Origin of the sequence: Pseudomonas sp. 39004, assembly GCF_028682155.1 — a bacterium.
Classification (GTDB): Bacteria; Pseudomonadota; Gammaproteobacteria; order Pseudomonadales; family Pseudomonadaceae; genus Aquipseudomonas; species Aquipseudomonas capeferrum.
The window spans coordinates 1-25,447 of the sequence record NZ_JANIAG010000076.1; the positions used below are offsets into that span (position 1 = coordinate 1).

The following is a 25,447-nucleotide window of genomic DNA, read 5'->3' on the forward strand; positions in this document are numbered from 1 at the left end:
CAGGCACTTGGTCGCCTCAACGCGGCCTTCTGTCAATCATGGCAACAAAACAGTCGACCCCACAGTCCGCCGCGCCGACAACTCCGCCTGCGCCTTGGCCGCCTCACCCAACGGATACCGTTGCTGTATATCCACAACCACCTTGCCACTCGCGATCACCGCAAACAGGTCATCGGCCATGGCCTGGGTGTTCTCGGCATTGTTGGCATAACTGGCCAAGGTCGGCCGGGTGACATACAGCGAACCCTTCTGCGCCAGGATCCCCAGGTTCACCCCGCTCACCGCGCCGGAGGCATTGCCAAAGCTCACCATCAACCCGCGCGGTTGCAGGCAATCGAGCGAGGTCAGCCAGGTGTCGGCACCTACACCGTCATACACCACCGGGCATTTCTTGCCATCGGTCAGCTCCAGCACCCGCTTGGCCACGTCTTCACGGCTGTAGTCGATGGTTGCCCACGCCCCCAACGCCTTGGCCCGCGCCGCTTTTTCGGCAGAGCTGACGGTACCGATCAGCTTGGCCCCGAGCGCGTTAGCCCACTGGCAGGCCAGGGAACCCACGCCACCCGCAGCGGCATGGAACAGGATCACGTCGCCCGGCTGCACGGCATAGGTCTGCTTGAGCAGGTATTGCACGGTCAGCCCCTTGAGCATCACCGCCGCCGCCTGCTCGAAACTGATGTTGTCCGGCAGCTTGACCAGGTTGGCCTCCGGCAGCGTATGCACCTCGCTGTAGGCACCCAGCGGCCCGCCGCCATAGGCTACGCGGTCACCCACTTTCAGGCGGGTAACGCCCTCGCCCACCGCCTCGACCACGCCTGCACCCTCGGTGCCCAGGCCTGAGGGCAGTGCAGGCGGCGCGTACAGCCCGTTGCGGAAATAGGTATCGATGAAGTTCAAGCCGATCGCATGGTTACGCACGCGGACCTGTTGTGGCCCGGGCGGGGCGGGTTCGAACTCTACAAGCTGCAGAACTTCCGGGCCGCCATGCTGGCTGAACTGGATACGCTTGGCCATCTCGCACTCCTGTTGTCGGGATTGGTAACAGCCCTCTATCGGACGCCTTTGCTTGATCGCCGTCAACTGCGGCGCGTCGGCCGCCGGTGGTATGCTACGCGGCGAATTCTTCTCTGCCCGCTCCAGGTGACCCGATGACCAGCCGCACCGAGGCCGTGAAAGCCTACCTGCTCGACCTGCAAGACCGCATCTGCTCCGCCCTCGAAACCGAGGACGGCGGCGCCCGCTTCGTCGAGGACGCCTGGACGCGCGAAGCCGGTGGCGGGGGCCGTACGCGGGTGATCGGTGACGGCAAGTTGATCGAGAAAGGCGGGGTCAACTTCTCTCACGTGTTCGGCAGCGGCCTGCCGCCTTCGGCCAGTGCCCACCGCCCGGAACTGGCTGGCCGTGGCTTCGAGGCCCTGGGCGTGTCGCTGGTGATCCACCCGCACAACCCGCACGTGCCCACCTCTCACGCCAATGTGCGGTTCTTCATCGCCGAAAAAGAGGGTGAAGAGGCCGTGTGGTGGTTCGGCGGCGGCTTCGACCTGACCCCGTACTATGGCAATGAAGAAGACTGCATCCACTGGCACCGCGTGGCCGAGCAGGCCTGTGCGCCGTTTGGCGCCGACGTGTACTCGCGCTACAAAGCCTGGTGCGACCGCTACTTCCACCTCAAGCACCGTGGCGAACCGCGTGGCATCGGCGGGCTGTTCTTCGATGACCTGAACGAGTGGGGCTTCGACACCTGCTTCGCGTTCATCCGCGCCATCGGCGACGCCTATGTCGAGGCCTACCTGCCGATCGTCCAGCGCCGCAAGGACACGCCCTACACCGCCGAGCAGCGTGAGTTCCAGGAGTACCGTCGCGGCCGCTACGTGGAGTTCAACCTGGTCTATGACCGGGGCACCTTGTTCGGCCTGCAATCGGGTGGGCGTACCGAGTCGATCCTCATGTCGCTGCCACCGCAGGTACGCTGGGGCTACGACTGGAAGGCCGCGCCCGGTAGCGAAGAAGCGCGCCTGACCGAGTACTTCCTGCAAGATCGCGACTGGCTCGCCCAGTAAGCCTGTGGATAACCGAGGAACCCACCATGGACCAGTACGTCGTTTTCGGTAACCCCATCGGCCACAGCAAGTCGCCGCTGATCCACCGCCTGTTCGCCGAACAGACCGGCCAGGACCTGGAGTACGCCACGCTGTTGGCGCCGCTGGACGAGTTCAGCGATTGTGCCTACGGCTTCTTCAAACAAGGCAGAGGCGGCAACGTCACCGTGCCGTTCAAGGAAGAAGCCTACCGCCTGTGCGACAGCCTGACCCCACGTGCCCAGCGGGCGGGGGCGGTGAATACCCTGAGCAAGCTGGCTGACGGCACGCTGCAGGGTGACAACACCGACGGTGCCGGCCTGGTACGCGACCTGACGGTGAATGCGGGGGTGCAGCTGGCGGGCAAGCGGATTCTCATCCTTGGCGCAGGTGGCGCGGTGCGTGGCGTGCTGGAGCCGATCCTGGCGCACGGCCCCCAGTCGCTGGTGATTGCCAACCGCACGGTGGAAAAGGCCGAGCTGCTGGCCCACGAGTTCGATGAACTCGGGCCGGTGGTGGCCAGCGGGTTTGCCTGGCTGCAGGAACCGGTGGACGTGATCATCAATGCCACCTCGGCGAGCCTGGCGGGCGAGATGCCGCCGATTGCCGCGAGCCTGGTCGAGGCGGGGCGTACGGTTTGCTACGACATGATGTATGGCAAGGAGCCTACGCCGTTTTGCCAATGGGCCACCGACCTGGGTGCGGCCAAGGTGCTGGACGGGCTGGGGATGCTGGCTGAACAGGCGGCGGAAGCGTTCTTTATCTGGCGTGGGGTGAGGCCGGATACGGCGCCGGTGTTGGCTGAACTGCGCCGGCAGCTTGCTCGGGGTTGACGCCGTCGGGGCCGCTTCGCGGCCCATCGCAGGCAAGCCAGCGCCTACAAGTACAGCGCCGACCTCGGGCCTTGTGATATTCCTGTAGGAGCTGGCTTGCCTGCGATGGGCTGCAAAGCAGCCCCAAGATCTCAACCCAACCTCACTCTTCAAACCTGATCGGACACAACTTCACCCCTTCCAGCTTCTGCAATTCCTCGACCACCTGCGGCCGCGCCCGCTGCAAGGTCAGACTGCCCCCCGCGCGCCGCAATCGCCGGGCCTCCCTGTGCAACATATCCACACCCGAGTAATCGATGAAGTTCACCTGCCGTGCATCGATCACCACATGCGGCCCCTGGCAGCGTTGCAGGCGCACCTGCAGGTAATGCGCCGCGCCGAAGAAGATCGACCCGCCCACCCGCAGCACATCGGCCTGCCCTTCCCGGCTCTGCTGCACCCGTGGCCGTGAAGTGCGCTTGAGGTAGAAGAACAGCGAAGCCAGCACCCCGGCGTAGATCGCCGTCTGCAGTTCCAGCAGCAAGGTGGCGGCGGCGGTCAGGGCCATGACCAGGAATTCCGAACGGCTGACCCGGAACAGCGCGCGAATACCCCGGTGATCCACCAACCCCCAACAGATCAGCAGAATGCTGCCCGCCATGGCCGGGATCGGCAGATGGGCGATCAGCCCCGCGCCTGCGACGGCAAACACCGCGACCCACAGCGCCGAGAACACCCCCGCCATAGGCGACCTGGCGCCTGCGTCGTAGCTCAGGCCCGAGCGGGTGAAAGAGCCTGACGAAAGGTAGCCGGAGAACCACGCACCGATGATGTTCGACAGGCCTTGGGCGCGGATCTCCTGGTCGGCGTCGATCAGCTGTTCGGAGCGCGAAGACAGCGACCTGGCGATCGACAGGCTGGTGACCAGGCCGAGCATACCCACGGCCACTGCGGTCGGCAGCAGCCGCAGCATCAGCTCAAGGTCCAGCAACGGCAGCGGGCTCAAGGGCGGTAACTGGCCGGTGAAGGCCGGCACCCTCGGTACATGGCCAAAGACGCCAGGCAGCAACCAGGCCAGCAGGCTGACCAGGATCAGACTGATCAACAGGCTCGGCCAGCGCGGCCGCCACAGCTTGAAGCCCACGCCGATGAGCACCGTGGCCAGGCCCAGCATCAGCGATGGCAGGTCAACCTCACCGGCGTGGCTGGCCAGGTCCTGGACTGTTTTCAAGGCCGTGGCCTGGCTCGGCAGGTCCATGCCCAGAAGATTGGGCAACTGGCCGAGGGCGATGACGATGGCGGCGCCCAAGGTGAAGCCGAGCACCACCGAGTGGGAGACGAAATTGACCAGCGCGCCGAACCGTAGCAGGCCGAGCAAAAGCTGGAAGATGCCAGCAATGAAGGTCAGCAGCAGGACCAGCGTGACGTAGTCGGCACTGCCGGGCACCGCCAAGGGGCTGACACTGGCATACAAGACAATGGAGATGGCCGCAGTCGGGCCGCAGATCAGGTGCCAGGAAGAGCCCCACAGGCAGGCGATGAGCACCGGGACGATGGCGGCGAACAGGCCGTATTCGGCAGGCAGGCCGGCAATCAGGGCGTAGGCGATGGATTGTGGCAAGGCAAGGATGGCACCGCTCAGGCCCACCAGCAGGTCCTGACGCAGGCTGCGGCCCGATTGGCGGGGCAGCCAGGTGAGGAAGGGCAGCAGGCGGTGAAGACGGTGCATGACTTATTCAAATCCCCGGGTTGTACCCGCCCTGTCGGAGCGGGTGAGTGTGGTTGTCTGATTACAATTTGGCTTTGACGGCCTCGTTCGCATCGCCACCGGCCTTGCTGGTTACCCCGGCCAGCCACCCGTCCAGTACATCGGGATGCGCCTTGACCCACGCCTTGGCCGCCTCGTCGAAGCTGATTTTCTTATCCACAGCCTCGGCCATGATGCTGTTTTCCATGTCCAGGGTAAATCTCAGGTTACCCAGCAGCTTTGCGGTATTCGGGCACGCCTGTGCATAACCTTTGCGGGTCAGGGTATAGACCTCGCCCTTGCTGCCAAACCACTGCTCGCCGCCCGTGAGGTAGTGCATCTTCAGCTTCACGTTCATCGGGTGCGGTGTCCAGCCGAGGAAGGTGATGAACTGCTGTTTCTTCACGGCGCGGTCCACCTGCGCGAGCATCGCCTGTTCACTCGACTCCACCAGCTTCCACTGGCCGAGGTTGAACGCATTCTTGTCGATGATCTCCTTGAGCGACAGGTTGGCCGGGGCTCCCGAGCCGATTCCGTAGAGCTTCTTGTCGAACTGTTCGGCATGCGTTTGCAGGTCGGCGAAATCCTTCACCCCGGCATTCCACACATAGTCGGGCACCGCGAGGGTGAACTCGGTGCCTTCGAGGTTGCGGGCCAGCTGCTGCACATCACCGGTGGCGATGAACTTGTCATGAAACCCCTGGTGCGCCGGCATCCAGTTGCCAAGGAAGGCATCGACTCGCCCATCCTTGAGGCCTCCGTAGATGATCGGCACGGCCAGGCTGTCGATCTTCACCTGGTAGCCGAGGCTTTCCAGCAGCAGGCGGGTGATGGCGTTGGTGGTGGCGATGTCGCTCCAGCCGGGGTCGGCCAGCTTCACGGTGCTGCATTGCGCGTCTTCGGCGTGCGTCGAGGCAGCGCCCAGGCTCAAGGCCAGGGCGAGCACGGCGGTAGAGAACTTTTGCATGGCGGACTCTCTTCTCAATCCATAGGTGCGGGCTGTGGATAACGGGCCTTGCGCTCAAGGTCGTCGAGATCGATGTGGTTGCGCATGTACTGTTGGCTGGCGTCCACCAGCGGTTGGTGGTCCCAGCTCTTCAGCTTGCCGATGGCCAGGGCCTCGGCCACCAGGCGGCGGCGGCGCTGGCTGGCCAGCACCTGCTGGCGCAGGGTGGGGATATCCCAGCGTTGCCGGGCTTCATCGACAAATGCCTGCAGCAGCACCTGATGGTCCGGGCTGCCGGTGAGGTTCTCCCGCTCGTACGGGTCGCGGCTCAGGTCATAGAGTAGCCATGGGTCGTCTTCGCTGTACACGAACTTGTACGGGCCGCGGCGGATCATCATCAGCGGGCCGACCGTGCCCTCGGCCATGTATTCACCGATCACTTCGTCGTGGCCGCCCTGCCCTTGCAGGTGGCCAAGCAGCGAGCGTCCGTCCAGGTGCAGCGAGTTGTCCACAGTGCCGCCGGCCAGTTCGACCAGGGTGGGCAGCAGGTCGCAGGTCGAGACCGAGGCGCTTACCCGTGCCGCTGCAAAGCGCTTGGGCGCGTGAATCAGCAGTGGCACCCGCGCCGACATTTCGAACCAGTGCATCTTGTACCAGAGGCCGCGTTCGCCAAGCATGTCGCCGTGGTCGCCGGAGAACACGATCAACGTATCCTCTGCCAGGCCGCATTCCTCAAGGGTTTGCAGCAATTGACCAATGTTGTCGTCGATGTAGCTGCAGGCGCCGAAGTAGGCACGCCGGGCATCGCGGATCTTGTCCACAGGCAGCGGCTTGTCCCACAGGTCGTAGACCTTGAGCAGGCGTTGCGAATGTGGGTCCTGCTCGTGCTGGGCGAACTCGGCGCGGGGCATGGGGATATCCACACCCTCGTAGCGGTCCCAATAGCGCTTGGGGATGGTGTAGGGGTCGTGGGGGTGGGTCATGGACACGGTCAGGCAGAACGGCCGGCCATCGTTTTCGCGCACATGGTCGTAGAGGTACTGGCGGGCCTTGAACACCACCTCTTCGTCGAAATCCAGTTGGTTGGTACGCACGCAGGGGCCGGCCTGCAGTACTGAAGACATGTTGTGGTACCAGCTCGGGCGCTCGTCGGGTGCATCCCAGTTCACCGCCCAGCCGTAGTCGGCCGGGTAGATATCGCTGGTCAACCGTTCTTCATAGCCATGCAACTGGTCCGGGCCGCAGAAGTGCATCTTGCCGGACAACGCGGTGCGGTAGCCCAGACGGCGCAAGTAGTGGGCGTAGGTCGGCACATCGGCAGGGAAGTCGGCGGCGTTGTCGTAGGCGCCGATGCGGCTGGGCAACTGGCCGCTGACCAGGGTGAAGCGCGAGGGTGCGCACAGCGGGCTGTTGCAGTAGGCCGCGTCGAACACCACCGCCTGCGCGGCGAGGCGGGCGAGGTGTGGCATCTGGACGGGCGAAGGGGCGTAGATCGGCAGCAGGGGCGCGGCCATCTGGTCGGCCATGATGAACAGGATATTCGGGCGCGTCATGGTGGGCTTCCATCGTTGAAGGTTATGCGAACCGCTTGCCTATCAAGATGCGACTGTCGATAACATGGGTAAAGCCCATGGCGGGCAATGACTGGGATTAGCTGAGCTTATGTTTGAGCGCCTTGCCGAGCTGTCGCTCGATACCCTGCGCGTGTTCGAGGCTGCGGCACGCTTGCGTGGTTTTACCGCCGCCGCGCTGGAGCTGGGCACCACGCAGCCGGCGGTGAGCCAGCAGGTGAAGCGCCTGGAGGCTCAGTTGGGTACCCGGCTGTTCGACCGGATCTACCGGGGTATCGCGCTGACCGATGCCGGCCAGGTGCTGTTCGAGCAGGTGCACCAAGGGCTGCAGGCCATGGACGACGGCCTTGCCCTGGCCAGTGGCCGGGGCCAGCGTGAGGTGCTGCAAGTGGCCACCGACTTTGCCTTCGCTGCGTTCTGGCTGATGCCCAGACTGCAACGTTTTCACGAGGCTTATCCACAGGTGGATGTCAGCCTGGTGACGGGTGAGCGCAGCCAGGCGATGTTGCGGCCGGACATTGATGTGGCCGTGCTGTTTGGCGATGGGCGTTTTCATCAGGGCGAGAGCCGGTGGTTGTTCGATGAAGAGGTATTTCCGGTCTGCAGCCCCCGTCTGACTCATGGCAAACCCTTGTCAGCCGTGGCTTTGCAGCGTTTGCCCTTGCTTCACCTGCGCGGCGAACAAGCCAGCCGCTGGTTCGACTGGGCGGGGGTGTTTCGAGGGTTTGGCGTGGACAGCCCGCCACCGCCGGGGCAGCTGCGTTTCGATAACTACACCCTGTTGATCCAGGCGGCGATTGCCGGCCAAGGGGTGGCGATTGGCTGGGGGCACCTGGTCGATGGGCTGGTGGAGCAGGGCCTGCTGTGTCGGCCACTGGAGGGCAGTTTGCGTTCGGCGCGGGGGTATTACGTGGTGTTGCCGCCACGCAAGCGGCGCGGGGCGTTGATCGAGCGGTTTGTGGGTTGGCTGGAAGATGAGCGCAATGCTTGAGGGGCTCTTCGCGGGGCAAGCCCGCTCCCACAGGTACTGCACACCAATCTCCGTGGGAGCGGGCTTGACCCGCGAAGAGGCCTCAGGATACGAAGTTCAAATGCTCGCCCCGATGCAAACCCAGGTCGAGCATATCCACCATCCCTGCCGCAACGTTCTCCAAATCCGCCAACTGCTGCGGCGCATTGATCAGCGTCCAGTGCAGCGCACTGCGCTGTAGCGCATCGACCACATGGTCCACGCCCTCGCGCTGTTCATCGGTGTAATGGGCTGGCCTGTCCAGCACATCGAAATCGCCCACCAGCAACAGCCGGCGTATAGTCGTACGCGCAAGCCCAGCGATCAGCGCCTCGCTCATCCGCCATTGCGCGGGCAGGTCAGCGGGTGCCAGCGCTGACACCAGCGCAACCACCGCCGAGCCCCCCGCAGCGCCCTGCTCTGCCTGGTCGGTAGCGCCCAGCCCGCCTATCTTGAAATGCAGGCCAGGGCGTGGCGCATGGCGGTTGAGGTCATCGACCACGGCGGTAACCTCGTGCTGGCGCGCCAGCAGCTCGGCAATCAGCGCACTGCCAAGGCTAGACTCGGCCCCGAACAGCACCAGCTTGAACACAGGGGTTTCGGCATTTTTCACTGCATCACCTCCTTTGCGGTGGTGATGGTTGGACCGCAATCAGGAGTTATCGTGCAGAGGATCAAGGGCTATCACGCCCACGTGTACTACGACGCATCGACCATCGAGCAGGCGCGGGCATTGTGCGAAGAGGCGGCGCGGCTGTTCCCCGTGACCATGGGGCGCATGCACCAGCAACCGGTGGGGCCGCACCCGGACTGGAGCTGCCAGTTGGCGTTCGGGCCGGAGGTGGTGGGGGTGGTGTTGCCGTGGCTGGCGTTGTATCGCAAGGGGTTGGTGGTGTTTCTGCACCCGCTGACCGGGGATGAGCTGGCCGATCACCGCGATCATGCGATCTGGATGGGGGCTGTGCGGCCTTTGAAGCTGTCGATTTTTGGCGGCTAGATTGGGGCCGCTATGCGGCCCATTCGCGGGGCGAGCCCGCTCCCACAGGTCGAGTGCTTTCTGACAGATTGCAGTGAACCTGTGGGAGCGGGCTTGCCCCGCGAAGCATGCAACGCCAATCAGCGTCGCGCGCCACGCACACCTTCAGCCAGCGCCGAGCACAAGCTCAATACATCGTTAACAGCCTGATCCGCATCTTTGGCCTGGGCGATCTTGTCGACCAGTGCCGAGCCCACCACCACACCATCGGCCAGGCGCGCAATCGCCGCCGCCTGCTCTGGCGTGCGAATGCCAAACCCTACGCTGATCGGCAGGGCCGTATGCCGACGCAGGCGGGCAATCGCCTCGCTCACGTGCTCGGTAGTCGCAGACCCTGCACCGGTCACACCAGCCACCGACACGTAATAGACAAACCCGGAGCTGCGCTCCAGCACACGCGGCAGGCGCGCATCGTCGGTGGTCGGAGTGGTCAGGCGGATGAAGTCGATGCCCGAAGCCTGGGCCGGGGTCGCCAGCTCGGCGTCGTGCTCAGGCGGCAGGTCGACGATGATCAGGCCATCGACGCCCGCATCCTTGGCCTCGGCCACGAACTTTTCCACGCCAAAGCGGTGGATCGGGTTGTAGTAACCCATCAGTACGATCGGCGTAGCCTGGTTGCCCACGCGGAATTCGCGAACCATCTGCAGGGTCTTGGCCAAGGTCTGGCCGGCTTCCAGCGCACGCAGGGTGGCCAGCTGGATGGCGACGCCATCGGCCATCGGGTCGGTGAACGGCATGCCCAGTTCGATCACGTCGGCGCCAGCCGCTGGCAGGCCCTTGAGAATCTGCAGCGAGGCGTCGTAGCCGGGGTCACCCGCAGTTACGAAGGTGACCAGTGCCGCACGGCCTTCGGCCGCAAGTTCGGCGAAGCGTTGTTCAAGACGGCTCATGCCTGTTTCTCCTGGGCGGCCATGTGGTTCATCACGGTTTGCATGTCTTTGTCGCCGCGCCCGGACAGGCACACGACCATCAGGTGGTCCTTGGGCAGGTTTGGCGCGCGCTTGATCGCCTCGGCCAGTGCGTGGGCGCTTTCCAGGGCCGGGATGATGCCTTCCAGGCGGCAGGTGGCGTGGAACGCATCCAAGGCTTCGTCGTCGGTGATGCTGACGTACTCGACGCGCTTCACTTCGTGCAGGTAGGCGTGCTCTGGGCCGATACCTGGGTAGTCCAGGCCGGCGGAAATCGAGTGGGCGTCGGTGATCTGGCCGTCAGCGTCTTGCAGCAGGTAGGTGCGGTTGCCGTGCAGGACACCCGGTACGCCACCGTTCAGGCTGGCAGCGTGCTTGTCGGTATGCACGCCGTGGCCGCCGGCTTCGACGCCGATGATCTGCACGCTTGGCTCTTCAAGGAATGCGTGGAACAGGCCCATGGCGTTGGAGCCGCCGCCGACGCAGGCGACCAGGCTGTCGGGCAGGCGCCCTTCCTTCTCTTGCAGCTGGACGCGGGTTTCCTTGCCGATGATCGACTGGAAGTCGCGGACCATGGCCGGGTACGGGTGCGGGCCGGCCACGGTGCCGATCAGGTAGAAGGTGTCTTCGACGTTGGTGACCCAGTCGCGCAGGGCCTCGTTCATGGCGTCTTTCAGGGTGCCGGTGCCAGCGGTGACCGGGACGATTTCGGCGCCCAGCAAGCGCATGCGGAACACGTTGGCCTGCTGGCGCTCGATGTCGGTGGCACCCATGTAGATCACGCAAGGCAGGCCGAAGCGGGCGGCAACGGTGGCGGTGGCCACGCCGTGCATGCCGGCGCCGGTTTCGGCGATCAGGCGTTTTTTGCCCATGCGCTTGGCCAGCAGCACCTGGCCGATGCAGTTGTTCACCTTGTGGGCGCCGGTGTGGTTGAGTTCTTCACGCTTGAAGAAGATTTTTGCGCCGCCGCAGTGCTCGGTCAGGCGCTCGGCGAAGTACAGCGGGTTCGGGCGGCCGATATAGTCACGCTGGAAGTAGGCCAGCTCTTCGAGAAACGCGGGGTCGGCCTTGGCCGCTTCGTATTCGCGGGCCAGGTCCAGCACCAGCGGCATCAGGGTTTCTGCCACGTAGCGGCCGCCGAACGAGCCGAACAGGCCGTTGGCGTCTGGGCCAGGGCGGTATTGAGTCTGGGTCATGGGGCGCTCCAAGGCGTACTGAATGAGTGATGGGCTTTACTCTAACCACGCAACGCCCGTCTGAAAACCGATAAGATTGCGCAAACCTGTCAGGAAAACTCACAAGACAATGGCCCAGGACCTCCCCCCTCTCAATGCCCTTCGGGCCTTTGAGGCCACTGCCCGGCTGAACAGTGTCAGCCAGGCTGCCGAGGCGCTGCACGTGACGCACGGGGCTGTCAGCCGGCAGATCAAGGTACTTGAAGAACACTTGGGCGTTGCCCTGTTCGTCAAGGACGGGCGTGGCATCAAACTCACAGATGCCGGCGTGCGCCTGCGCGATGCCAGTGGCGAGGCGTTCGACAGGTTGCGGGGGGTGTGTGCCGAGCTGAGCCGGGATAACCGCGAGGCGCCATTCGTGCTCGGGTGCTCCGGCAGCCTGCTGGCGCGTTGGTTTATCCCTCGGCTCGGGCGGCTCAAGGCCGACTTGCCGGAGCTGCGCCTGCACCTGTCCGCCGGGGAAGGTGACCTGGACCCCAGGCGCCCGGGGCTGGATGCCTTGCTGGTGTTTGCCGAACCGCCGTGGCCGGCGGACATGCAGGTACACGTGCTGGCCGAAGAGCGCATCGGGCCTGTGCTAAGCCCGCACTTTGCCGGGTTCGAGCGCTTGCGCGGGGCAGCGCCCGACGCCTTGCTGGGCGAGGCGTTGCTGCATACCACGTCCCGTCCGCAGGCGTGGCCGGCATGGGCGGGGCAGCACGGGCTCGACGCGGGAGCGTTGCCGTTCGGCCAGGCATTCGAACACCTGTACTACCTGCTGGAGGCCGCAGTGGCCGGGCTGGGTGTGGCGATCGCGCCGCAACAGCTGGTGGCGGACGATCTACGTGCTGGAAGGCTGGCGGCACCTTGGGGGTTTTCACCCACGCGCGCCGCGCTGGCGCTGTGGGTGCCCCGACGCGCCGCAGATGGGCGCGCCGAGCAACTGGCGCAATGGCTGCGCCAGGAACTGCAGCTGCAAATCGCTTAGTTGCGCTTGTACAGCAGCCAGGCCGCCAGCAGGCCCAGCGCCCCAACGGCTACCCCGGCCGTGGTGATGGGGTGCTCCTGGGCATAGTCACGGGTGGCGATGCCGGTCTGGCGGGTGCGGGTCTTCACTTCCTCGTAGGCGTCGCTCAGCAGGCTGCGCGAATGTTTGAGAGCGCTTTCGGCATTGCTGCGGATGGCCTTAACAGACTTCTGGGACTCCTCCGATGCATCGTGCTTGAGGTTTTCCAGCGACTTCAGAAGGCTTTCGATCTCGGCTTCCATGCTTTCCAGGGATGTTTTACGCAGCGAGTTGCGATGCATGTTGAATCTCCTTCGGGGGTGGGCTGTAAGGATTGCGACTGCGCAGGGCTGCGAAAGTGCGATCGAACTTTTGCCCAAGGCGACGGCTCGCAGGTAAACCAGGCCTGCGCTGCTAGGCTCAAGCAGACTGTCATCCAAGGAGAGTGCACATGTCCGATCATCACACGTACAAGAAGATCGAACTGGTAGGGTCGTCGCCCACCAGCATCGAGGACGCGATCAACAATGCCCTGGCCGAAGCGGCCAAGAGCATCAAGCACCTGGAGTGGTTCGAAGTGATCGATACCCGGGGCCACCTGCGTGACAACAAGGTCGAGCATTTTCAGGTCACGCTCAAAGTCGGCTTCCGTATTGCCAACAGCTGAAACAGTGCCGGGGTAGCTGGCGCTGGCAAGATGGGGTAATACAGAGGGGGCGCCTTAGCCGGCGCCCTCTTTGATTTTCATCTGTACAAGGAAAGCGAACGATGAAGAAACTGATTCTGGCGGCAGGCCTTATGGCGTTGGCGGGTGGTGCGCTGGCGGCGGGCAAGCCGTGTGAAGAGCTCAAGGCAGAGATTGCCGCCAAGCTGGATGCCAAGGGCGTAAATGGCTACACGCTGGAGATCGTCAAGAAAGGCGAGCCGGCGGGCAAGGTAGTTGGCAGCTGCGAAGCTGGCACCAAGGAAATTGTCTACCGGCGTGGTTGAGTGACGGCCTCTTCGCGGGGTTGCCCGCGAAGAGGGTTACTCGGCCTTCAAAGCCTGCGCCAGCAGCTCATAGGACCTGACCCGGTCCGCATGCTCATACAGGTCACAGGTAAAGATCAGTTCATCCGCCCCGGTCTGCTCCAGCAGCACCTCCACCTTGGCCCGTACCTTCTGCGGGCTGCCAATCATCGCCAGGCCCAGGAAGCTCATCACCGCGTCGCGTTCGTGAGGTAGCCACAGCCCCTCCATGCTCTCAACGGGCGGGCGCTGCATCAGGCTCTGCCCGCGAATCAGGGCAAGGATGCGCTGGTACACCGAAGTAGCCAGGTATTCGGCCTTTTCGTCGGTTTCAGCCACCACCATCGGAATGCCGAGCATCACATAGGGTTTGTCGAGCGTGGTGGAGGGCTTGAAGTGGTTGCGGTAGACGCGGATTGCTTCGTGCATGAAGCGCGGCGCGAAATGCGAGGCGAACGCGTAGGGCATGCCGCGCATGCCGGCCAGTTGGGCGCTGAACAGGCTTGAGCCGAGCAGCCACATCGGCACCTCGGTGTCATGCCCAGGCACGGCGATCACTTTTTGATCATCGGTGCGTGGGCCAAGGTAGCGTGACAGCTCCTCGACATCGTCGGGGAAGTCGTCAGCGCTGCCAGAGCGCTCGCGGCGCAGGGCGCGGGCGGTCATCTGGTCGGAGCCGGGCGCGCGGCCCAGGCCCAGGTCGATACGGCCGGGGTAGAGGCTGGCCAAGGTGCCGAACTGCTCGGCGATCACCAGCGGTGCGTGGTTGGGCAGCATCACGCCGCCGGAGCCAACGCGGATGCTCGAGGTGCCACCCGCCAGGTAGCCGATCAGCACGGAAGTCGCGGAACTGGCGATGCCATCCATGTTGTGATGCTCGGCGACCCAGAAGCGGTTGTAGCCGAAGCGTTCCACGTGCTGGGCCAGGTCCAGCGAGTTATGCAGCGACTGGGCCGGCCCGCCGTCGGCGCGCACGGGCACCAGGTCGAGGGTTGAAATTTTCAGGTCACGCAGCTGCGTCATCGGAGCCTCCTTGAACGTGGTTGGCCAGAGGCCTTTTAAACTCTGTATGGGCACATTCGGTGGATTCAATGCTTGCGGTCAGATTGATCTGAACTTGCCGTGGGTGGCCGGCCTCTGAACCCATAAGCATGTCACCCCAAGATATGTAAATGCAGCGACCAGGAGGCATCATGAAAAAGACAGCATCGGCGATCTGGCAAGGTGGCCTGAAGGATGGCAAGGGCCTGCTTTCCACTGAAAGTGGCGCGCTCAAGCAGAACCCCTACGGTTTCAACACCCGTTTCGAAGGCTCACCTGGGACCAACCCGGAAGAACTGATCGGCGCCGCCCATGCCGGCTGCTTCTCCATGGCGCTGTCGATGATGCTCGGCGAGGCGGGCCTGACCCCAGAGCGCATCGATACCATTGCCGAGGTGACCCTGGACAAGCAGCCCGATGGTTTCGCCATCACCGCCGTGCACCTGATTCTGAAGGCCAAGGTGCCTGGGGCCAGCGAGGCGCAGTTCCTCGAGATTGCCAACAAGGCCAAGGCCGGGTGCCCGGTGTCGAAGGTGCTCAACGCCACCATCAGCCTGGATGCCTCACTGGTGGGCTAGGCGGCGCAACGGGGGCGGTTTGCTGTAGTCTAAACAGCAACGGCAGCACGACTGCCCTTTCAGGAGCCATTCCATGATCCGCGTAGCAATCGCCGTGCTGGCCTCGCTGCTCGCCACGTCCGCCCTGGCGGCAGTGAAGCCGTGCGAAGAATTGAAAACCGAGATCGAGGCCAAGATCCAGGCACAGGGCGTGACGTCTTATACCCTGGAGATCGTGCCCAACAGCGAGGTCAAGGACCAGAACATGGTCGTAGGCAGCTGCGAGGGTGGTACCAAGAAGATCATCTACCAGAAGAATGATCGCTAGGGTTTGGGTGGGTTGGGGGCGCAAAGCGCCCCCAACTGTCATGGAATACAAAATACGTTACTGGGCTCGTTAACCACCACCGTGCGGCTGGCGTCGTACAGCAGCACCTGCGGCTCCATCACCGGCGCCCGCGCCTCCAGGCGATAGCGCTCGCCCGCTTTGAAATTGTCATAGCGCACGGTCAGGTAGCAGGTACGGTCCCTTGGCTGGGACATCATGCCGCCGCCATAGATCTCATAATCGAAACGCACCACCAGTTCATGCTTGCCAGGCGTCACCTGGAAGTAGCGGCCGTCCTCCAGGCGCTTGCCGTCAAGGCGATCAGCCATGATGACTCTGCCGGGGGTGATGGTGGAAAGCTCGACCCAGGCCTGCTTGGGGTCGACGGGCGGCAAGGGGCTGGCGCAAGCCCCCAGTGCACTGAGGGCGATCAGCATCATGGGCTGGCGCATGGCAAAACTCCCACTTGCGATATACACGTAACAAGCATAGCGCCGATTGCGCGGCTCAGGTGCGTTGACAGCCTGCGGGCAAGCCTTGGCCAACCAGTTTTTGCCGATGATCGTAGAGTTTGACCCAGGGCCGGAAGCCAATGCTGCCGGCCTGCAGCTGGTAGCGCTGCCCGGCGCTGAAGTCCTTGAAGGTCAGGTTGAGCTGGCAATCGCGCCACAGCGGCTCGTTTACCGGGCCGATATTGCTCGGGGTGACCGGAAACTGGTAGCGCACCGTCAGTTCGTGGCTGCCGGGGGCCACCTCGAAGTAGCGCGTGTCGGCCCAATCGCGTTCGTCTACCTGCACGGCGTGCAGGGACGTTTCGTCCAGGGGGGTGAGGTCGACCCATGCCTGGTTCGGATCGGGGTCCGGCAGGGTCGAGCAAGCGGACAACAGCATGAGTGTGCTGGCGGCAAACAATGGACGCATGGCGAAACTCCCCCCTGGCGAGATAGTCTTGGAGCGAATTGGCCGTGAGCGAGTCAGACAGTCCCAGATGCTTCGACTATTTCTTTTTCAGCGCTCAGGCCCTGGGCCACTCGACCGCGTTTTCACCCGCTTTGTTCCCCTGCTGGCGGCTGTTCTGCTGAACGGTTGTAGCAGTGTTGGCTATTACGGCCAGTTGGCGCAGGGCCAATGGCAGCTGCTGCGCGCGCGCCAGCCGGTGGAACAGGTAATGGCAGACCCGGCCAGCAGCCCGCAACTGCGGGCGCGCTTGCAGCATGCCGAACAGGCCCGGGTGTTCGCCAGCCAGCAGCTGAAACTGCCGGACAACCGCAGCTACCGGGTTTACGCTGACCTTGGCCGCCCCTACGTGGTGTGGAACGTGTTTGCCACGCCGGAGTTGTCGTTGCAGCCGGTGACGCATTGTTTCCCGATCGCGGGCTGCGTGGCCTACCGTGGTTACTACCGCCAAGGTGCGGCGCGTGGCGCGGCGGCGTTGATGCGCCAGGCAGGCATGGATGTGTATGTGGGCGGTGTCGAGGCTTACTCGACCCTGGGCTGGTTCGACGACCCACTGTTGTCTTCGATGGTCGGCTGGGGGGACGAACGGCTGGCCTCGCTGATCTTCCATGAGTTGGCCCATCAGCGCTTCTATGTGCAGGACGACACGGCGTTCAACGAATCGTTTGCCACCTTCGTCGAGCAGGAAGGCGCGCGGCAATGGGGCGCGGCACGCGGGCTTGCAGCGATCGAGGATGATCAGGCCGGGCAGCGTGACCAGTTCATTCGGCTGGTGCTGGCCAGCCGCGAACGGCTTCAGGGGATCTACGCCGGCCCCTTGGATGATGCGCACAAGCGGGCGGCGAAGCAGGCCGAGTTCGAGCGGTTGCGGCGCGAGTACCGGCAAGTGCGTGATGGCCAGTGGGGTGGGGACACGCGTTATGACGCCTGGATGTATGGGCCGATGAACAACGCCAAGCTGCTGCCGTTTGGGTTGTATGACCAGTGGGTGCCGGCGTTTGCAGCGCTGTTCCGCGAGGTTGACGGGGATTGGGCGCGGTTTTATCAGCGGGTGGAGGCGCTGGGGCGGTTGCCGGGTGAGGCGCGCAAAGCCGCGTTGGAGCGGCTTGTCGTTAGCCAATGAGATTTTCGGGCCGCTGCGCGGCCCCATTCCATTTCAGGCCTTGATGAAGGCCTGATGCATCTCGGCCAGGGTGGCGAAATGGAAGGCTGGCGTCTCGGCCTTCAACTCTTCCTCGCTACCAAACCCGTACCCCACCGCCACCGCCTGCAGCCCATTGCTGCGCGCGCCGATCAGGTCATGCTTGCGATCGCCGATCATCAGCGTCTGCGCCGGTTCCAGCCCTTCCTCGTCCAGCAAGTGGCGAATCAGCTCGACCTTGTTGGTGCGGGTGCCATCCAGCTCGCTGCCATAAATCACCTTGAAGTGGTGATCGAAGGCGAAATGCCGGGCGATCTCGCGGGCGAACTCCCAAGGCTTGGACGTTGCCACATACAGGGTGCGCCCCTGGCCATTGAGGGCTTCGAGCAGCGCCGGTACCCCTTCGAACACCTGGTTTTCATAAAGGCCGGTGACGCGGAAGCGCTCGCGATAGAAATTCACCGCTTCCCACGCCTTGGCTTCGTCAAAGCTGTAAAACTGCATGAACGCCTGCAGCAAGGGCGGGCCGATGAAGTGTTCGAGGCGGGCCAGGTCCGGCTCGTCGATACCCAGTTTGGCCAACGCATACTGGATGGAGCGGGTGATGCCCAGCCGTGGGTCGGTCAGGGTGCCGTCGAGGTCGAAGAGGATGTTCTGCTGGTGCATGTAAGCGGTTCCACTCAAGTCATTCGGGTTGGTCGTAGCCTTCGGCCAAGTGCTGGTCCTTGAGCTTGACGTAGTTGCCGGCGCTGTACGGGAAGAACGCGCGCTCCTTGTCGGTCAGCGGCCGGGCCTGTTTCACCGGGCTGCCAACATACAGGAAGCCGCTGAGCAGGCGCTTGCCGGGCGGTACCAGGCTGCCGGCGCCGATGATCACCTCGTCCTCGACGATGGCGCCATCCATGATTGTGCTGCCCATGCCGACCAGGATGCGATCGCCCAGGGTACAGCCATGCAGCATCACCTTGTGGCCGATGGTCACTTCATCGCCGATGATCAGCGGGAAGCCGTCGGGGTTGAAAGGGCCGGCATGGGTGATGTGCAGCACGCTACCGTCCTGCACGCTGGTGCGGGCGCCGATGCGGATGCGGTGCATGTCGCCGCGTACTACAGTCAAAGGCCAGACCGAGCTGTCTTCGCCGATCTCCACATCGCCCAGCACCACCGCCGAGCGGTCGATGAAGGCCCGTGGTCCAACTTTCGGAGTGTGTTGCTGGAAGCTTCGGATGGCCATGATAGGGTCTCTCATCTGTGCCGATAGGCAGGCTGCCTGCTGCGGTCGGCGTCGATTGTAATTAAGATGGTCAAGTGTTTCTTCTGCCAAGGTATCCAAACCGTGAGTGCGAACAACCCGCTTCTGCAGCCCTACGATCTGCCGCCCTTCTCGGCGATCCGTGCCGAACACGTGCTGCCGGCCATCGAAGAGATCCTGGCCGACAACCGCAAAGCCATTGCCGAGATTCTCGAACAGCAAGGCAAGACCCCTTCCTGGGCAGGCCTGGTGCTGGCCATGGACGAACTCAATGACCGCCTGGGCGCTGCCTGGAGCCCGGTCAGCCACCTCAATGCCGTGTGCAACAGCAAGGAACTGCGCGAGGCCTACGAGTCTTGCCTGCCGGCTCTGAGCGCCTACTCTACCGAACTGGGCCAGAACCGTGCGCTGTTCGACGCCTACCAGGCCCTGGCCAACAGCCCGGAGGCGGCTGGCTTCGATGTGGCGCAAAAGACCATCCTCGAACATGCCCTGCGTGATTTCCGCCTTTCGGGCATCGACCTGCCTGCCGATAAGCAGCAGCGCTACGCCGAAGTGCAGAGCAAGCTCAGCGAGCTGGGCAGCCGCTTCTCCAACCAGCTGCTCGATGCCACCCAGGCCTGGACCAAGCACGTCACCGACGAAGCCGCCCTGGACGGCCTGACCGACTCGGCCAAGGCGCAGATGGCCGCCGCCGCCCAGGCAAAAGCGCTCGACGGCTGGCTGATCACCCTGGAGTTCCCCAGCTACTACGCGGTGATGACCTACGCCACCGATCGCGCCCTGCGCGAAGAGCTGTATGCCGCCTACTGCACCCGTGCTTCGGACCAAGGCCCCAATGCCGGCCAGTTCGACAATGGCCCGGTAATGCAGGAAATCCTCGACCTGCGCCAGGAGCTGGCCACGCTGCTGGGCTACCCGAACTACGCCGAGTTGAGCCTGGCCACCAAGATGGCCGAGTCCAGCGACCAGGTGCTGAGCTTCCTGCGCGACCTGGCCAAGCGTTCCAAGCCGTTCGCTGCCCAGGACCTGGAGCAGCTCAAGGCCTATGCCGCCGAGCAGGGCTGCCCGCAATTGGCCAGCTGGGATGCCGGTTACTTCGGCGAGAAGCTGCGCGAGCAACGCTACAGCGTGTCGCAGGAAACCCTGCGTGCCTACTTCCCGATCGACAAGGTGTTGTCTGGCCTGTTCAGCATCGTCCAACGCCTGTATGGCATCGAAATCGCCGAACTGAAAGGTTTCGACAGCTGGCACCCGGACGTACGCCTGTTCGAAATCAAGGAAAACGGCCAGCACGTCGGCCGTTTCTTCTTCGACCTCTATGCCCGCGCCAACAAGCGTGGCGGCGCCTGGATGGACGGCGCCCGCGACCGTCGCCGCACCGTCGATGGCGTGCTGCAGAGCCCGGTGGCCAACCTGGTGTGCAACTTCAACCCGGCCGCGCCAGGCAAGCCTGCGCTGTTGACCCACGATGAAGTCACCACCCTGTTCCACGAGTTCGGCCACGGCCTGCACCACCTGCTCACCCGCATCGAACACGCGGGTGTGTCTGGCATCAATGGCGTAGCCTGGGATGCGGTCGAGCTGCCGAGCCAGTTCATGGAAAACTGGTGCTGGGAGCCGGAAGGCCTGGCGCTGATCTCCGGCCATTACGAAAGCGGCGCTGCCCTGCCCCAGGACCTGCTGGACAAGATGCTGGCCGCCAAGAACTTCCAGTCCGGCATGATGATGGTGCGCCAGCTGGAGTTCTCGCTGTTCGACTTCGAGCTGCACGCCACCCATGGCGATGGCCGCAGCGTGCTGCAGGTACTCGAAGGCGTGCGCGACGAGGTGACGGTCATGCGCCCACCGGCGTACAACCGCTTCCCCAACAGCTTCGCGCACATCTTCGCGGGCGGTTACGCGGCGGGCTACTACAGCTACAAATGGGCCGAGGTATTGTCGGCTGACGCCTTCTCCCGCTTCGAAGAAGAAGGCGTGCTCAATGCCGACACTGGCCGTGCCTTCCGCGAGGCGATCCTGGCCCGAGGCGGGTCGCGTGAGCCGATGGTGCTGTTCGTCGACTTCCGTGGCCGTGAACCTTCCATCGATGCATTGCTGCGCCATTGCGGGCTGAGCGAGGACGCAGCGGCATGAGTGAGGTAGCTGTGAACAAGACCAAGAAACGCTTCATCGCCGGGGCCGTGTGCCCGGCGTGCAGCGAGCCGGACAAGTTGATGATGTGGAACGAGGACGGTGTACCGCACCGTGAGTGCGTGGCCTGTGGTTTTACCGATACCTTGAATGAACAAGGCCTGTCGGTACCCTCGGAGCTCGGCACCCGGGTCAACCACCTGGCGCCCAAGGCGGCGCCGGCCAAGGTGCAGACGGTGCAGTTCTTCCCCAACCCCAAGTTGAAGATACCGGCTGAGTGAAGCCGTCTTGCCACCCGGGCCTTGGCCTGGGTGGCCTGTTCTGAAGTGTACTGACCAGAGGTGCTGGCACAGATGCCAGCGCCCTTGTACTGTATATAAATACAGTAAAGGGGCGCGCCATGTTACCTCCAGCACCGCAAAAAGGCCGTGGTACGGCGCACAATCCGCACAACCGCTTCGCCCCCAACCACTCGGTGGTGGAGGATGACGGCTGGTACCAGGAGGTGCCAATCAGCCAGGGCACCGAGGTGCGAATCGAGACGGCAAAGACGGTCATCAGCCGCAACACCTCGCCCGACCTGCCATTCGACCGCTCCATCAACCCCTACCGAGGTTGCGAGCATGGCTGCATCTACTGCTACGCACGCCCCTCACACGCGTATTGGGACCTTTCCCCAGGGCTGGATTTCGAAACCAAGCTGATCGCCAAGACCAACGCTGCCGAAGTGCTCGAACAACAGCTGAGCAAGCCGGGTTACGTCTGCGCGCCCATCAACCTGGGCTCCAATACCGACCCCTACCAGCCCATCGAGCGTGATCACCTGCTGACTCGTCGTTTGCTGGAGGTACTCCTGCGCTTCCGGCACCCGGTGACCATCGTCACCAAGGGTTCGCTGGTACTGCGTGATCTCGACCTGTTGGCCGAGATGGCCAGCCAGCGCCTGGCGCGGGTGATGATCAGCCTGACAACGCTGGATGACGACCTGAAACGGGTACTGGAGCCGCGGGCGGCGTCGCCCAAGGCGCGGTTGCGGGCGATCCGGGTGCTGCGCGAGGCGGGGGTGCCGGTGGGGGTCTTGTGTTCGCCGATGATTCCGATGATCAACGACAGCGAACTGGAACGCTTGCTCGAGGCCGCCAAGGAAGCGGGTGCCCAGAGCGCAGCCTACATGATGTTGCGCCTGCCGCTGGAAGTGGCGCCGCTGTTCGAGCAATGGTTGCAGGACCATTACCCCCAGCGTGCGGCCCATGTGTTGAGCCTGATCCGTCAGAGCCGCGGCGGTGAGCTGTATGACAGCCGCTTTGGTAAACGGATGCGTGGCGAGGGCATTTTTGCCGAGCTGCTGGCTCAGCGCTTCGCCAAGGCCGCGCGCAAACTGGCATTCGAAGGGCGTGAAGCGCAGGCACTCGATTGCTCCAGGTTCTGCCCGCCTGGTGGCCAGTTGGCATTGTTCTGAAATGTGTTTGAAGATGCAGAGGTGGCACGGGATATATCAATATGGCATCTAATTGCCATCACTCAGTGATACTTCAGCGCGCGCAGTGAAGTGTCGGCGCAGGCAGGGCGAAATACGGGGGTATCCAACTTCCAGCTGCTGGAGTTTAGGTAAGAATACGTCGCGTGCGAGTGTGAACTGTGTCTAATTTTGCGCGCCATTTCATACTGGCAAACATAGTGGCAATTAAATATCAAATTAATATAGAGCATGGCTGCGGCCCAGATACACCGCCGCTCACAGCGCTTTTTTCGAGCCGAGTCAATGGGACGTTAGTTCCAAGGTTGTAAGAGATCACTTACAAGGATGTAGGAGATCGACTCTTTCGTTAACAATTGTTGCCGGGTAATCTGCGCGCCGTTGTGAATTGGCTCTCATAACTCGAACAAATTCTGCAATTGCAGGTGAGTTCGGGTCGCGGACATGTCGATTCGCCATTAGTTCAATGAACTGCACGCGCAGAACATTTGGAAAGTCCTCCCCATGACCGTGGGGTGGTATCTATTTTCATGGACGATCAAGTGTGGACATTGCAGAAACTGCCAGCCTGAAAGAGCGCGCCAAAAAGAAACTGGAGCGTGATGCCGGCCCCCTCATCATCGATGCGCTTAACGATCCACAGACCGTCGAGTTGATGTGCAACGGCGACGGCAAACTGTGGCTGGAGCAGTTGGGTAAGCCAATGCAACACATCGGCGAACTGCGCCCGGCCCAGGCCGAGTCCATCATCAAGACCGTGGCCGGCTACCACGGCAAGGAAGTGACCCGCAGCAAGCCGTTGCTTGAAGGCGAATGGCCGCTGGACGGCTCTCGCTTCGCCGGGCAACTGCCCCCGGTGGTCCGCGCCGCCACGTTCGCCATCCGCAAGAAGGCGGTGGCCATCTACACCCTGGACCAGTATGTCGAATCGGGGATCATGACGGCGGTGCAGTGCGACGCCATCAAGCGCGCCATCCGCGATCACCGCAACATTCTGGTCATCGGCGGTACGGGTACCGGCAAGACCACCCTGGTCAACGCCGTCATCAACGAAATGGTCGTGGAGTTCCCCAGCGAGCGGGTGTTCATCATCGAAGACACCGGCGAGATCCAGTGCGCGGCCAAGAACTTCGTGCAGTACCACACCACTGTCGATGTGAGCATGACCCACTTGCTCAAGACCTCCCTGCGCATGCGCCCGGATCGCATCCTGGTGGGCGAGGTGCGCGGTGAAGAAGCGCTCGACCTGATCGATGCCTGGAACACCGGCCACCCTGGCGGCGCGGCGACGTTGCACGCCAACAGCGCCAGCGAGGGGCTGACCCGCCTGAAATCCCTGGTTTCCCGTAATAAATCGGCCCCGGCCGAAATCGAACCGCTGATTGGCGAAGCGGTTCACGTCGTCATCTCTATCGCCAGAACCCCAGAAGGCCGCCGCATCCAGGAAATCCTCGAGGTTTCCGGGTACGAAAACGGCCGCTACACCATGCGCAATCTTTAAGGAAAACACTGCACATGCACGCCAACACTTCGCTGTTCCGTTTCAATGCCCAAACGTTTGGCTACCTGGCTTTCAGCTTCCTGCTGCTGGCGGTGATGGTGGCGCCGGACAATGCCATGGCGGCCTCAAGCACTGGCGGCTCGCTGCCATACGAAAGCTGGCTGACCTCCCTGCGTACATCGGTCACCGGCCCGGTCGCCTTTGCTCTCTCGATCATTGGCATCGTGGTGGCGGGTGGCGTGCTGATCTTCGGCGGTGACCTTAACGGGTTCTTCCGTACGCTGATCTTCCTGGTACTGGTAATGGCACTGATCGTGGGTGCGAACAACATCATGACCGGCTTCTTCGGCACCAGCGCTGAATTGGCGCAATTGCTGCCGCAGCAGAGCCTGGTGCAGGGTCAGGTCTGAGCCATGGCACTGCGCACGATTCCCATCCGGCGGGCCGGCAACCGGGACAACCTGTTCATGGGCGGGGATCGCGAGCTGGTGATGTTTTCTGGTTTGCTCGCCTTCGCGTTGATCTTCAGCGCGCAAGAGCTGCGCGCAACCGTAGTGGGCCTGATGCTCTGGTTCGGTTCGCTGTTCGTGTTCCGCGTGATGGCCAAATCCGACCCTAAGATGCGCCACGTCTACCTCCGTCACCGGCGCTACAAGGCGTACTACCCGCCACGTAGCACACCGTTCCGGGACAATCCTCCAAGTCAGGGAAGTCAATACAAATGATCGAAGGTATTGCGTACGCCATCGCAGCCCTCGGTGCGCTTCTGGTCCTGCTGCTGATTCAGCGCCTGATGCAGGTCGATGCGGAGCTCAAGCTGAAAAAGCACCGTTCTACAGAGGCCGGCCTGGCCGATCTGTTGAATCATGCGGCGATGGTCGATGATGGTGTGATCGTGGGTAAGAACGGCGCCTTCATGGCCGCCTGGCTCTACCGTGGTGATGACAACGCCAGCAGCACTGAGGCGCAGCGCGAACTGGTCTCGTTGAGGATCAATCAGGCGCTGGCGGGTCTGGGCAACGGCTGGATGATTCACGTCGATGCGGTGCGCCGTCCGGCGTCGAACTACTCGGCCAAAGGTGTATCCCATTTCGCCGACACCCTCACCGAGGCGATGGACGAAGAACGCCGCGCGTACTTCGAATCATTGGGTACCATGTACGAAGGCTACTTTGTGCTGACCCTCACCTACTTCCCCCCGATGCTGGCCCAGCAGAAGTTCGTCGAACTGATGTTCGACGACGATACTGCGCCCCCTGATGCCAAGGTCCGTACCCGCAACCTGATCGAGCAATTCAAGCGCGACTGCATCAGTGTTGAAGGCAGCCTGTCGTCGGTGCTTAAGCTGACGCGCTTGAAAGGTAACCGCCAGGTCACCGAGGAAGGTGCGCAGATTACCCATGACGACTTGCTCAGCTGGGTGCAGTTTTGCGTCACTGGATTAAGCCAGCCCGTGTTGCTGCCGAGCAACCCGATGTACCTCGACGCTGTAATCGGCGGGAAGGAACTGTGGGGCGGCGTGGTGCCAAAGATCGGTCGTAATTTCGTCCAGGTGGTCGCCATCGAAGGTTTTCCGCTGGAGTCGGCGCCGGGCATTCTTGCCGCGTTGGCCGAGCTGCCTTGCGAGTACCGTTGGTCCAGCCGTTTCATCTTCATGGACACCCATGAAGCGGTGCAGCACCTGGAAAAGTACCGCAAGAAGTGGAAACAGAAAGTCCGCGGCTT

At 63.1% G+C, this 25,447-nt stretch carries 29 protein-coding genes and 1 pseudogene; 17 read left to right on the plus strand and 13 right to left on the minus strand.

The genetic code is table 11. The features are described from left to right. Positions 1-36: 36 nt before the first annotated feature. Positions 37-1,014 carry an NADPH:quinone reductase gene (locus tag NP534_RS14660; RefSeq protein ID WP_274099177.1) on the minus strand — a complete coding sequence of 326 codons (978 nt, stop codon included), beginning with the start codon at positions 1,012-1,014 and terminating at the stop codon, positions 37-39. Between the two features lie 134 nt (positions 1,015-1,148). On the opposite strand from NP534_RS14660, the gene hemF reads away from it, so the two are divergent. Continuing rightward, positions 1,149-2,060: an oxygen-dependent coproporphyrinogen oxidase gene (gene hemF, locus NP534_RS14665; RefSeq protein ID WP_274099178.1), complete on the plus strand. Its 912-nt coding sequence runs from the start codon at positions 1,149-1,151 to the stop codon at positions 2,058-2,060. A gap of 26 nt (positions 2,061-2,086) precedes the next feature. Continuing rightward, positions 2,087-2,911 carry a shikimate dehydrogenase gene (aroE, locus tag NP534_RS14670; protein ID WP_274099179.1) on the plus strand — a complete coding sequence of 275 codons (825 nt, stop codon included), beginning with the start codon at positions 2,087-2,089 and terminating at the stop codon, positions 2,909-2,911. 142 nt (positions 2,912-3,053) lie between these two features. Here aroE and NP534_RS14675 read toward each other — a convergent pair whose 3' ends face one another. The 3 genes from NP534_RS14675 to betC all read right to left on the minus strand — a co-directional run bounded on the left by NP534_RS14675 (position 3,054) and on the right by betC (position 7,136). Continuing rightward, positions 3,054-4,619, minus strand: coding sequence for a SulP family inorganic anion transporter (locus NP534_RS14675; protein WP_274099180.1), 1,566 nt, complete (start codon positions 4,617-4,619; stop codon positions 3,054-3,056). A 61-nt stretch (positions 4,620-4,680) separates the two neighbouring features. Then, complete coding sequence (gene choX, locus NP534_RS14680) at positions 4,681-5,604, minus strand: choline ABC transporter substrate-binding protein (RefSeq protein ID WP_274099181.1); 924 nt, start codon at positions 5,602-5,604, stop codon at positions 4,681-4,683. Between the two features lie 14 nt (positions 5,605-5,618). Next, positions 5,619-7,136, minus strand: coding sequence for a choline-sulfatase (gene betC, locus NP534_RS14685; RefSeq protein ID WP_274099182.1), 1,518 nt, complete (start codon positions 7,134-7,136; stop codon positions 5,619-5,621). Between the two features lie 109 nt (positions 7,137-7,245). Between betC and NP534_RS14690 the strand changes: the two genes are divergently transcribed. Then, positions 7,246-8,145 (plus strand): choline sulfate utilization transcriptional regulator, encoded by a 900-nt coding sequence (locus tag NP534_RS14690; RefSeq protein ID WP_033702472.1) that lies wholly within the window; start codon positions 7,246-7,248, stop codon positions 8,143-8,145. Between the two features lie 82 nt (positions 8,146-8,227). Here NP534_RS14690 and NP534_RS14695 read toward each other — a convergent pair whose 3' ends face one another. After that, entirely contained in the window at positions 8,228-8,776 is a 549-nt protein-coding gene (locus NP534_RS14695) for an NAD(P)H-binding protein (RefSeq protein WP_274099183.1), read from the minus strand. 51 nt (positions 8,777-8,827) lie between these two features. Between NP534_RS14695 and NP534_RS14700 the strand changes: the two genes are divergently transcribed. Then, positions 8,828-9,160: a DOPA 4,5-dioxygenase family protein gene (locus NP534_RS14700; protein ID WP_258714269.1), complete on the plus strand. Its 333-nt coding sequence runs from the start codon at positions 8,828-8,830 to the stop codon at positions 9,158-9,160. Positions 9,161-9,279: 119 nt separating this feature from the next. Here the strand turns inward: NP534_RS14700 and trpA are convergent, their stop codons facing one another. Continuing rightward, positions 9,280-10,089 carry a tryptophan synthase subunit alpha gene (gene trpA / locus NP534_RS14705; RefSeq protein WP_274099184.1) on the minus strand — a complete coding sequence of 270 codons (810 nt, stop codon included), beginning with the start codon at positions 10,087-10,089 and terminating at the stop codon, positions 9,280-9,282. Continuing rightward, positions 10,086-11,303, minus strand: a complete 1,218-nt coding sequence (gene trpB / locus NP534_RS14710; protein WP_033702476.1) for a tryptophan synthase subunit beta — start codon at positions 11,301-11,303, stop codon at positions 10,086-10,088. Before trpB ends, trpA begins: the two co-directional genes overlap by 4 nt. Positions 11,304-11,412: 109 nt before the next feature. Between trpB and NP534_RS14715 the strand changes: the two genes are divergently transcribed. Further along, the gene (locus NP534_RS14715) at positions 11,413-12,309 is read left to right on the plus strand and encodes a LysR family transcriptional regulator (RefSeq protein WP_274099185.1); all 897 of its coding nucleotides are present in this window, start codon (positions 11,413-11,415) and stop codon (positions 12,307-12,309) included. On the opposite strand, the gene NP534_RS14720 is transcribed toward NP534_RS14715, so the two are convergent. Next, positions 12,306-12,629, minus strand: coding sequence for a DUF883 family protein (locus tag NP534_RS14720; RefSeq protein ID WP_027592031.1), 324 nt, complete (start codon positions 12,627-12,629; stop codon positions 12,306-12,308). The two genes, NP534_RS14715 and NP534_RS14720, sit on opposite strands and share 4 nt — an antisense overlap. Before the next feature lie 149 nt (positions 12,630-12,778). On the opposite strand from NP534_RS14720, the gene NP534_RS14725 reads away from it, so the two are divergent. Both NP534_RS14725 and NP534_RS14730 read left to right on the plus strand, forming a co-directional pair. Beyond that, positions 12,779-12,994, plus strand: a complete 216-nt coding sequence (locus tag NP534_RS14725) for a dodecin (RefSeq protein ID WP_033702479.1) — start codon at positions 12,779-12,781, stop codon at positions 12,992-12,994. A 101-nt stretch (positions 12,995-13,095) separates the two neighbouring features. Continuing rightward, complete coding sequence (locus NP534_RS14730; protein WP_274099186.1) at positions 13,096-13,317, plus strand: DUF1161 domain-containing protein; 222 nt, start codon at positions 13,096-13,098, stop codon at positions 13,315-13,317. Between the two features lie 36 nt (positions 13,318-13,353). Here NP534_RS14730 and NP534_RS14735 read toward each other — a convergent pair whose 3' ends face one another. After that, complete coding sequence (locus NP534_RS14735; RefSeq protein ID WP_186663683.1) at positions 13,354-14,358, minus strand: LLM class flavin-dependent oxidoreductase; 1,005 nt, start codon at positions 14,356-14,358, stop codon at positions 13,354-13,356. A gap of 170 nt (positions 14,359-14,528) precedes the next feature. Here NP534_RS14735 and NP534_RS14740 point away from each other — a divergent pair, with 170 nt between their 5' ends. Together NP534_RS14740 and NP534_RS14745 are read left to right on the plus strand one after the other, a co-directional pair. Further along, the gene (locus NP534_RS14740; protein WP_033702482.1) at positions 14,529-14,954 is read left to right on the plus strand and encodes an OsmC family protein; all 426 of its coding nucleotides are present in this window, start codon (positions 14,529-14,531) and stop codon (positions 14,952-14,954) included. A gap of 73 nt (positions 14,955-15,027) precedes the next feature. After that, positions 15,028-15,261: a DUF1161 domain-containing protein gene (locus NP534_RS14745; protein WP_033702483.1), complete on the plus strand. Its 234-nt coding sequence runs from the start codon at positions 15,028-15,030 to the stop codon at positions 15,259-15,261. Between the two features lie 38 nt (positions 15,262-15,299). Here the strand turns inward: NP534_RS14745 and NP534_RS14750 are convergent, their stop codons facing one another. Both NP534_RS14750 and NP534_RS14755 read right to left on the minus strand, forming a co-directional pair. Further along, on the minus strand, positions 15,300-15,713 hold the full coding sequence (locus tag NP534_RS14750) for a PA0061/PA0062 family lipoprotein (protein WP_033702484.1): 414 nt from the start codon (positions 15,711-15,713) through the stop codon (positions 15,300-15,302). Between the two features lie 55 nt (positions 15,714-15,768). Next, the gene (locus tag NP534_RS14755) at positions 15,769-16,182 is read right to left on the minus strand and encodes a PA0061/PA0062 family lipoprotein (RefSeq protein WP_274099187.1); all 414 of its coding nucleotides are present in this window, start codon (positions 16,180-16,182) and stop codon (positions 15,769-15,771) included. A 67-nt stretch (positions 16,183-16,249) separates the two neighbouring features. Here NP534_RS14755 and NP534_RS14760 point away from each other — a divergent pair, with 67 nt between their 5' ends. Beyond that, a complete protein-coding gene (locus NP534_RS14760; RefSeq protein WP_274099188.1) occupies positions 16,250-17,341 on the plus strand; it encodes an aminopeptidase in 1,092 nt (363 codons plus the stop codon). Positions 17,342-17,374: 33 nt separating this feature from the next. On the opposite strand, the gene NP534_RS14765 is transcribed toward NP534_RS14760, so the two are convergent. After that, the gene (locus NP534_RS14765) at positions 17,375-18,025 is read right to left on the minus strand and encodes an HAD family hydrolase (protein WP_274099189.1); all 651 of its coding nucleotides are present in this window, start codon (positions 18,023-18,025) and stop codon (positions 17,375-17,377) included. A gap of 19 nt (positions 18,026-18,044) precedes the next feature. Continuing rightward, positions 18,045-18,593 (minus strand): gamma carbonic anhydrase family protein, encoded by a 549-nt coding sequence (locus NP534_RS14770; RefSeq protein ID WP_274099190.1) that lies wholly within the window; start codon positions 18,591-18,593, stop codon positions 18,045-18,047. Positions 18,594-18,659: 66 nt separating this feature from the next. Here NP534_RS14770 and prlC point away from each other — a divergent pair, with 66 nt between their 5' ends. The 7 genes and pseudogenes from prlC to NP534_RS14805 form a co-directional block, all read left to right on the plus strand. Next, entirely contained in the window at positions 18,660-20,747 is a 2,088-nt protein-coding gene (gene prlC / locus NP534_RS14775; protein WP_274099191.1) for an oligopeptidase A, read from the plus strand. Next, positions 20,744-21,025, plus strand: coding sequence for a YheV family putative zinc ribbon protein (locus NP534_RS14780; RefSeq protein WP_274099192.1), 282 nt, complete (start codon positions 20,744-20,746; stop codon positions 21,023-21,025). Before prlC ends, NP534_RS14780 begins: the two co-directional genes overlap by 4 nt. 119 nt (positions 21,026-21,144) lie before the next feature. Further along, complete coding sequence (locus tag NP534_RS14785) at positions 21,145-22,203, plus strand: PA0069 family radical SAM protein (protein ID WP_274099193.1); 1,059 nt, start codon at positions 21,145-21,147, stop codon at positions 22,201-22,203. A gap of 562 nt (positions 22,204-22,765) precedes the next feature. Further along, the gene (gene trbB, locus NP534_RS14790) at positions 22,766-23,722 is read left to right on the plus strand and encodes a P-type conjugative transfer ATPase TrbB (RefSeq protein ID WP_033702494.1); all 957 of its coding nucleotides are present in this window, start codon (positions 22,766-22,768) and stop codon (positions 23,720-23,722) included. Positions 23,723-23,736: 14 nt separating this feature from the next. Continuing rightward, positions 23,737-24,132 (plus strand): conjugal transfer system pilin TrbC, encoded by a 396-nt coding sequence (gene trbC / locus NP534_RS14795; RefSeq protein WP_050506148.1) that lies wholly within the window; start codon positions 23,737-23,739, stop codon positions 24,130-24,132. A gap of 3 nt (positions 24,133-24,135) precedes the next feature. Beyond that, positions 24,136-24,447, plus strand: coding sequence for a conjugal transfer protein TrbD (locus tag NP534_RS14800; protein ID WP_033702495.1), 312 nt, complete (start codon positions 24,136-24,138; stop codon positions 24,445-24,447). Further along, a pseudogene (locus NP534_RS14805) lies at positions 24,444-25,447 on the plus strand (conjugal transfer protein TrbE); the annotation flags it as partial. The gene NP534_RS14800 and the pseudogene NP534_RS14805, both read left to right, overlap by 4 nt.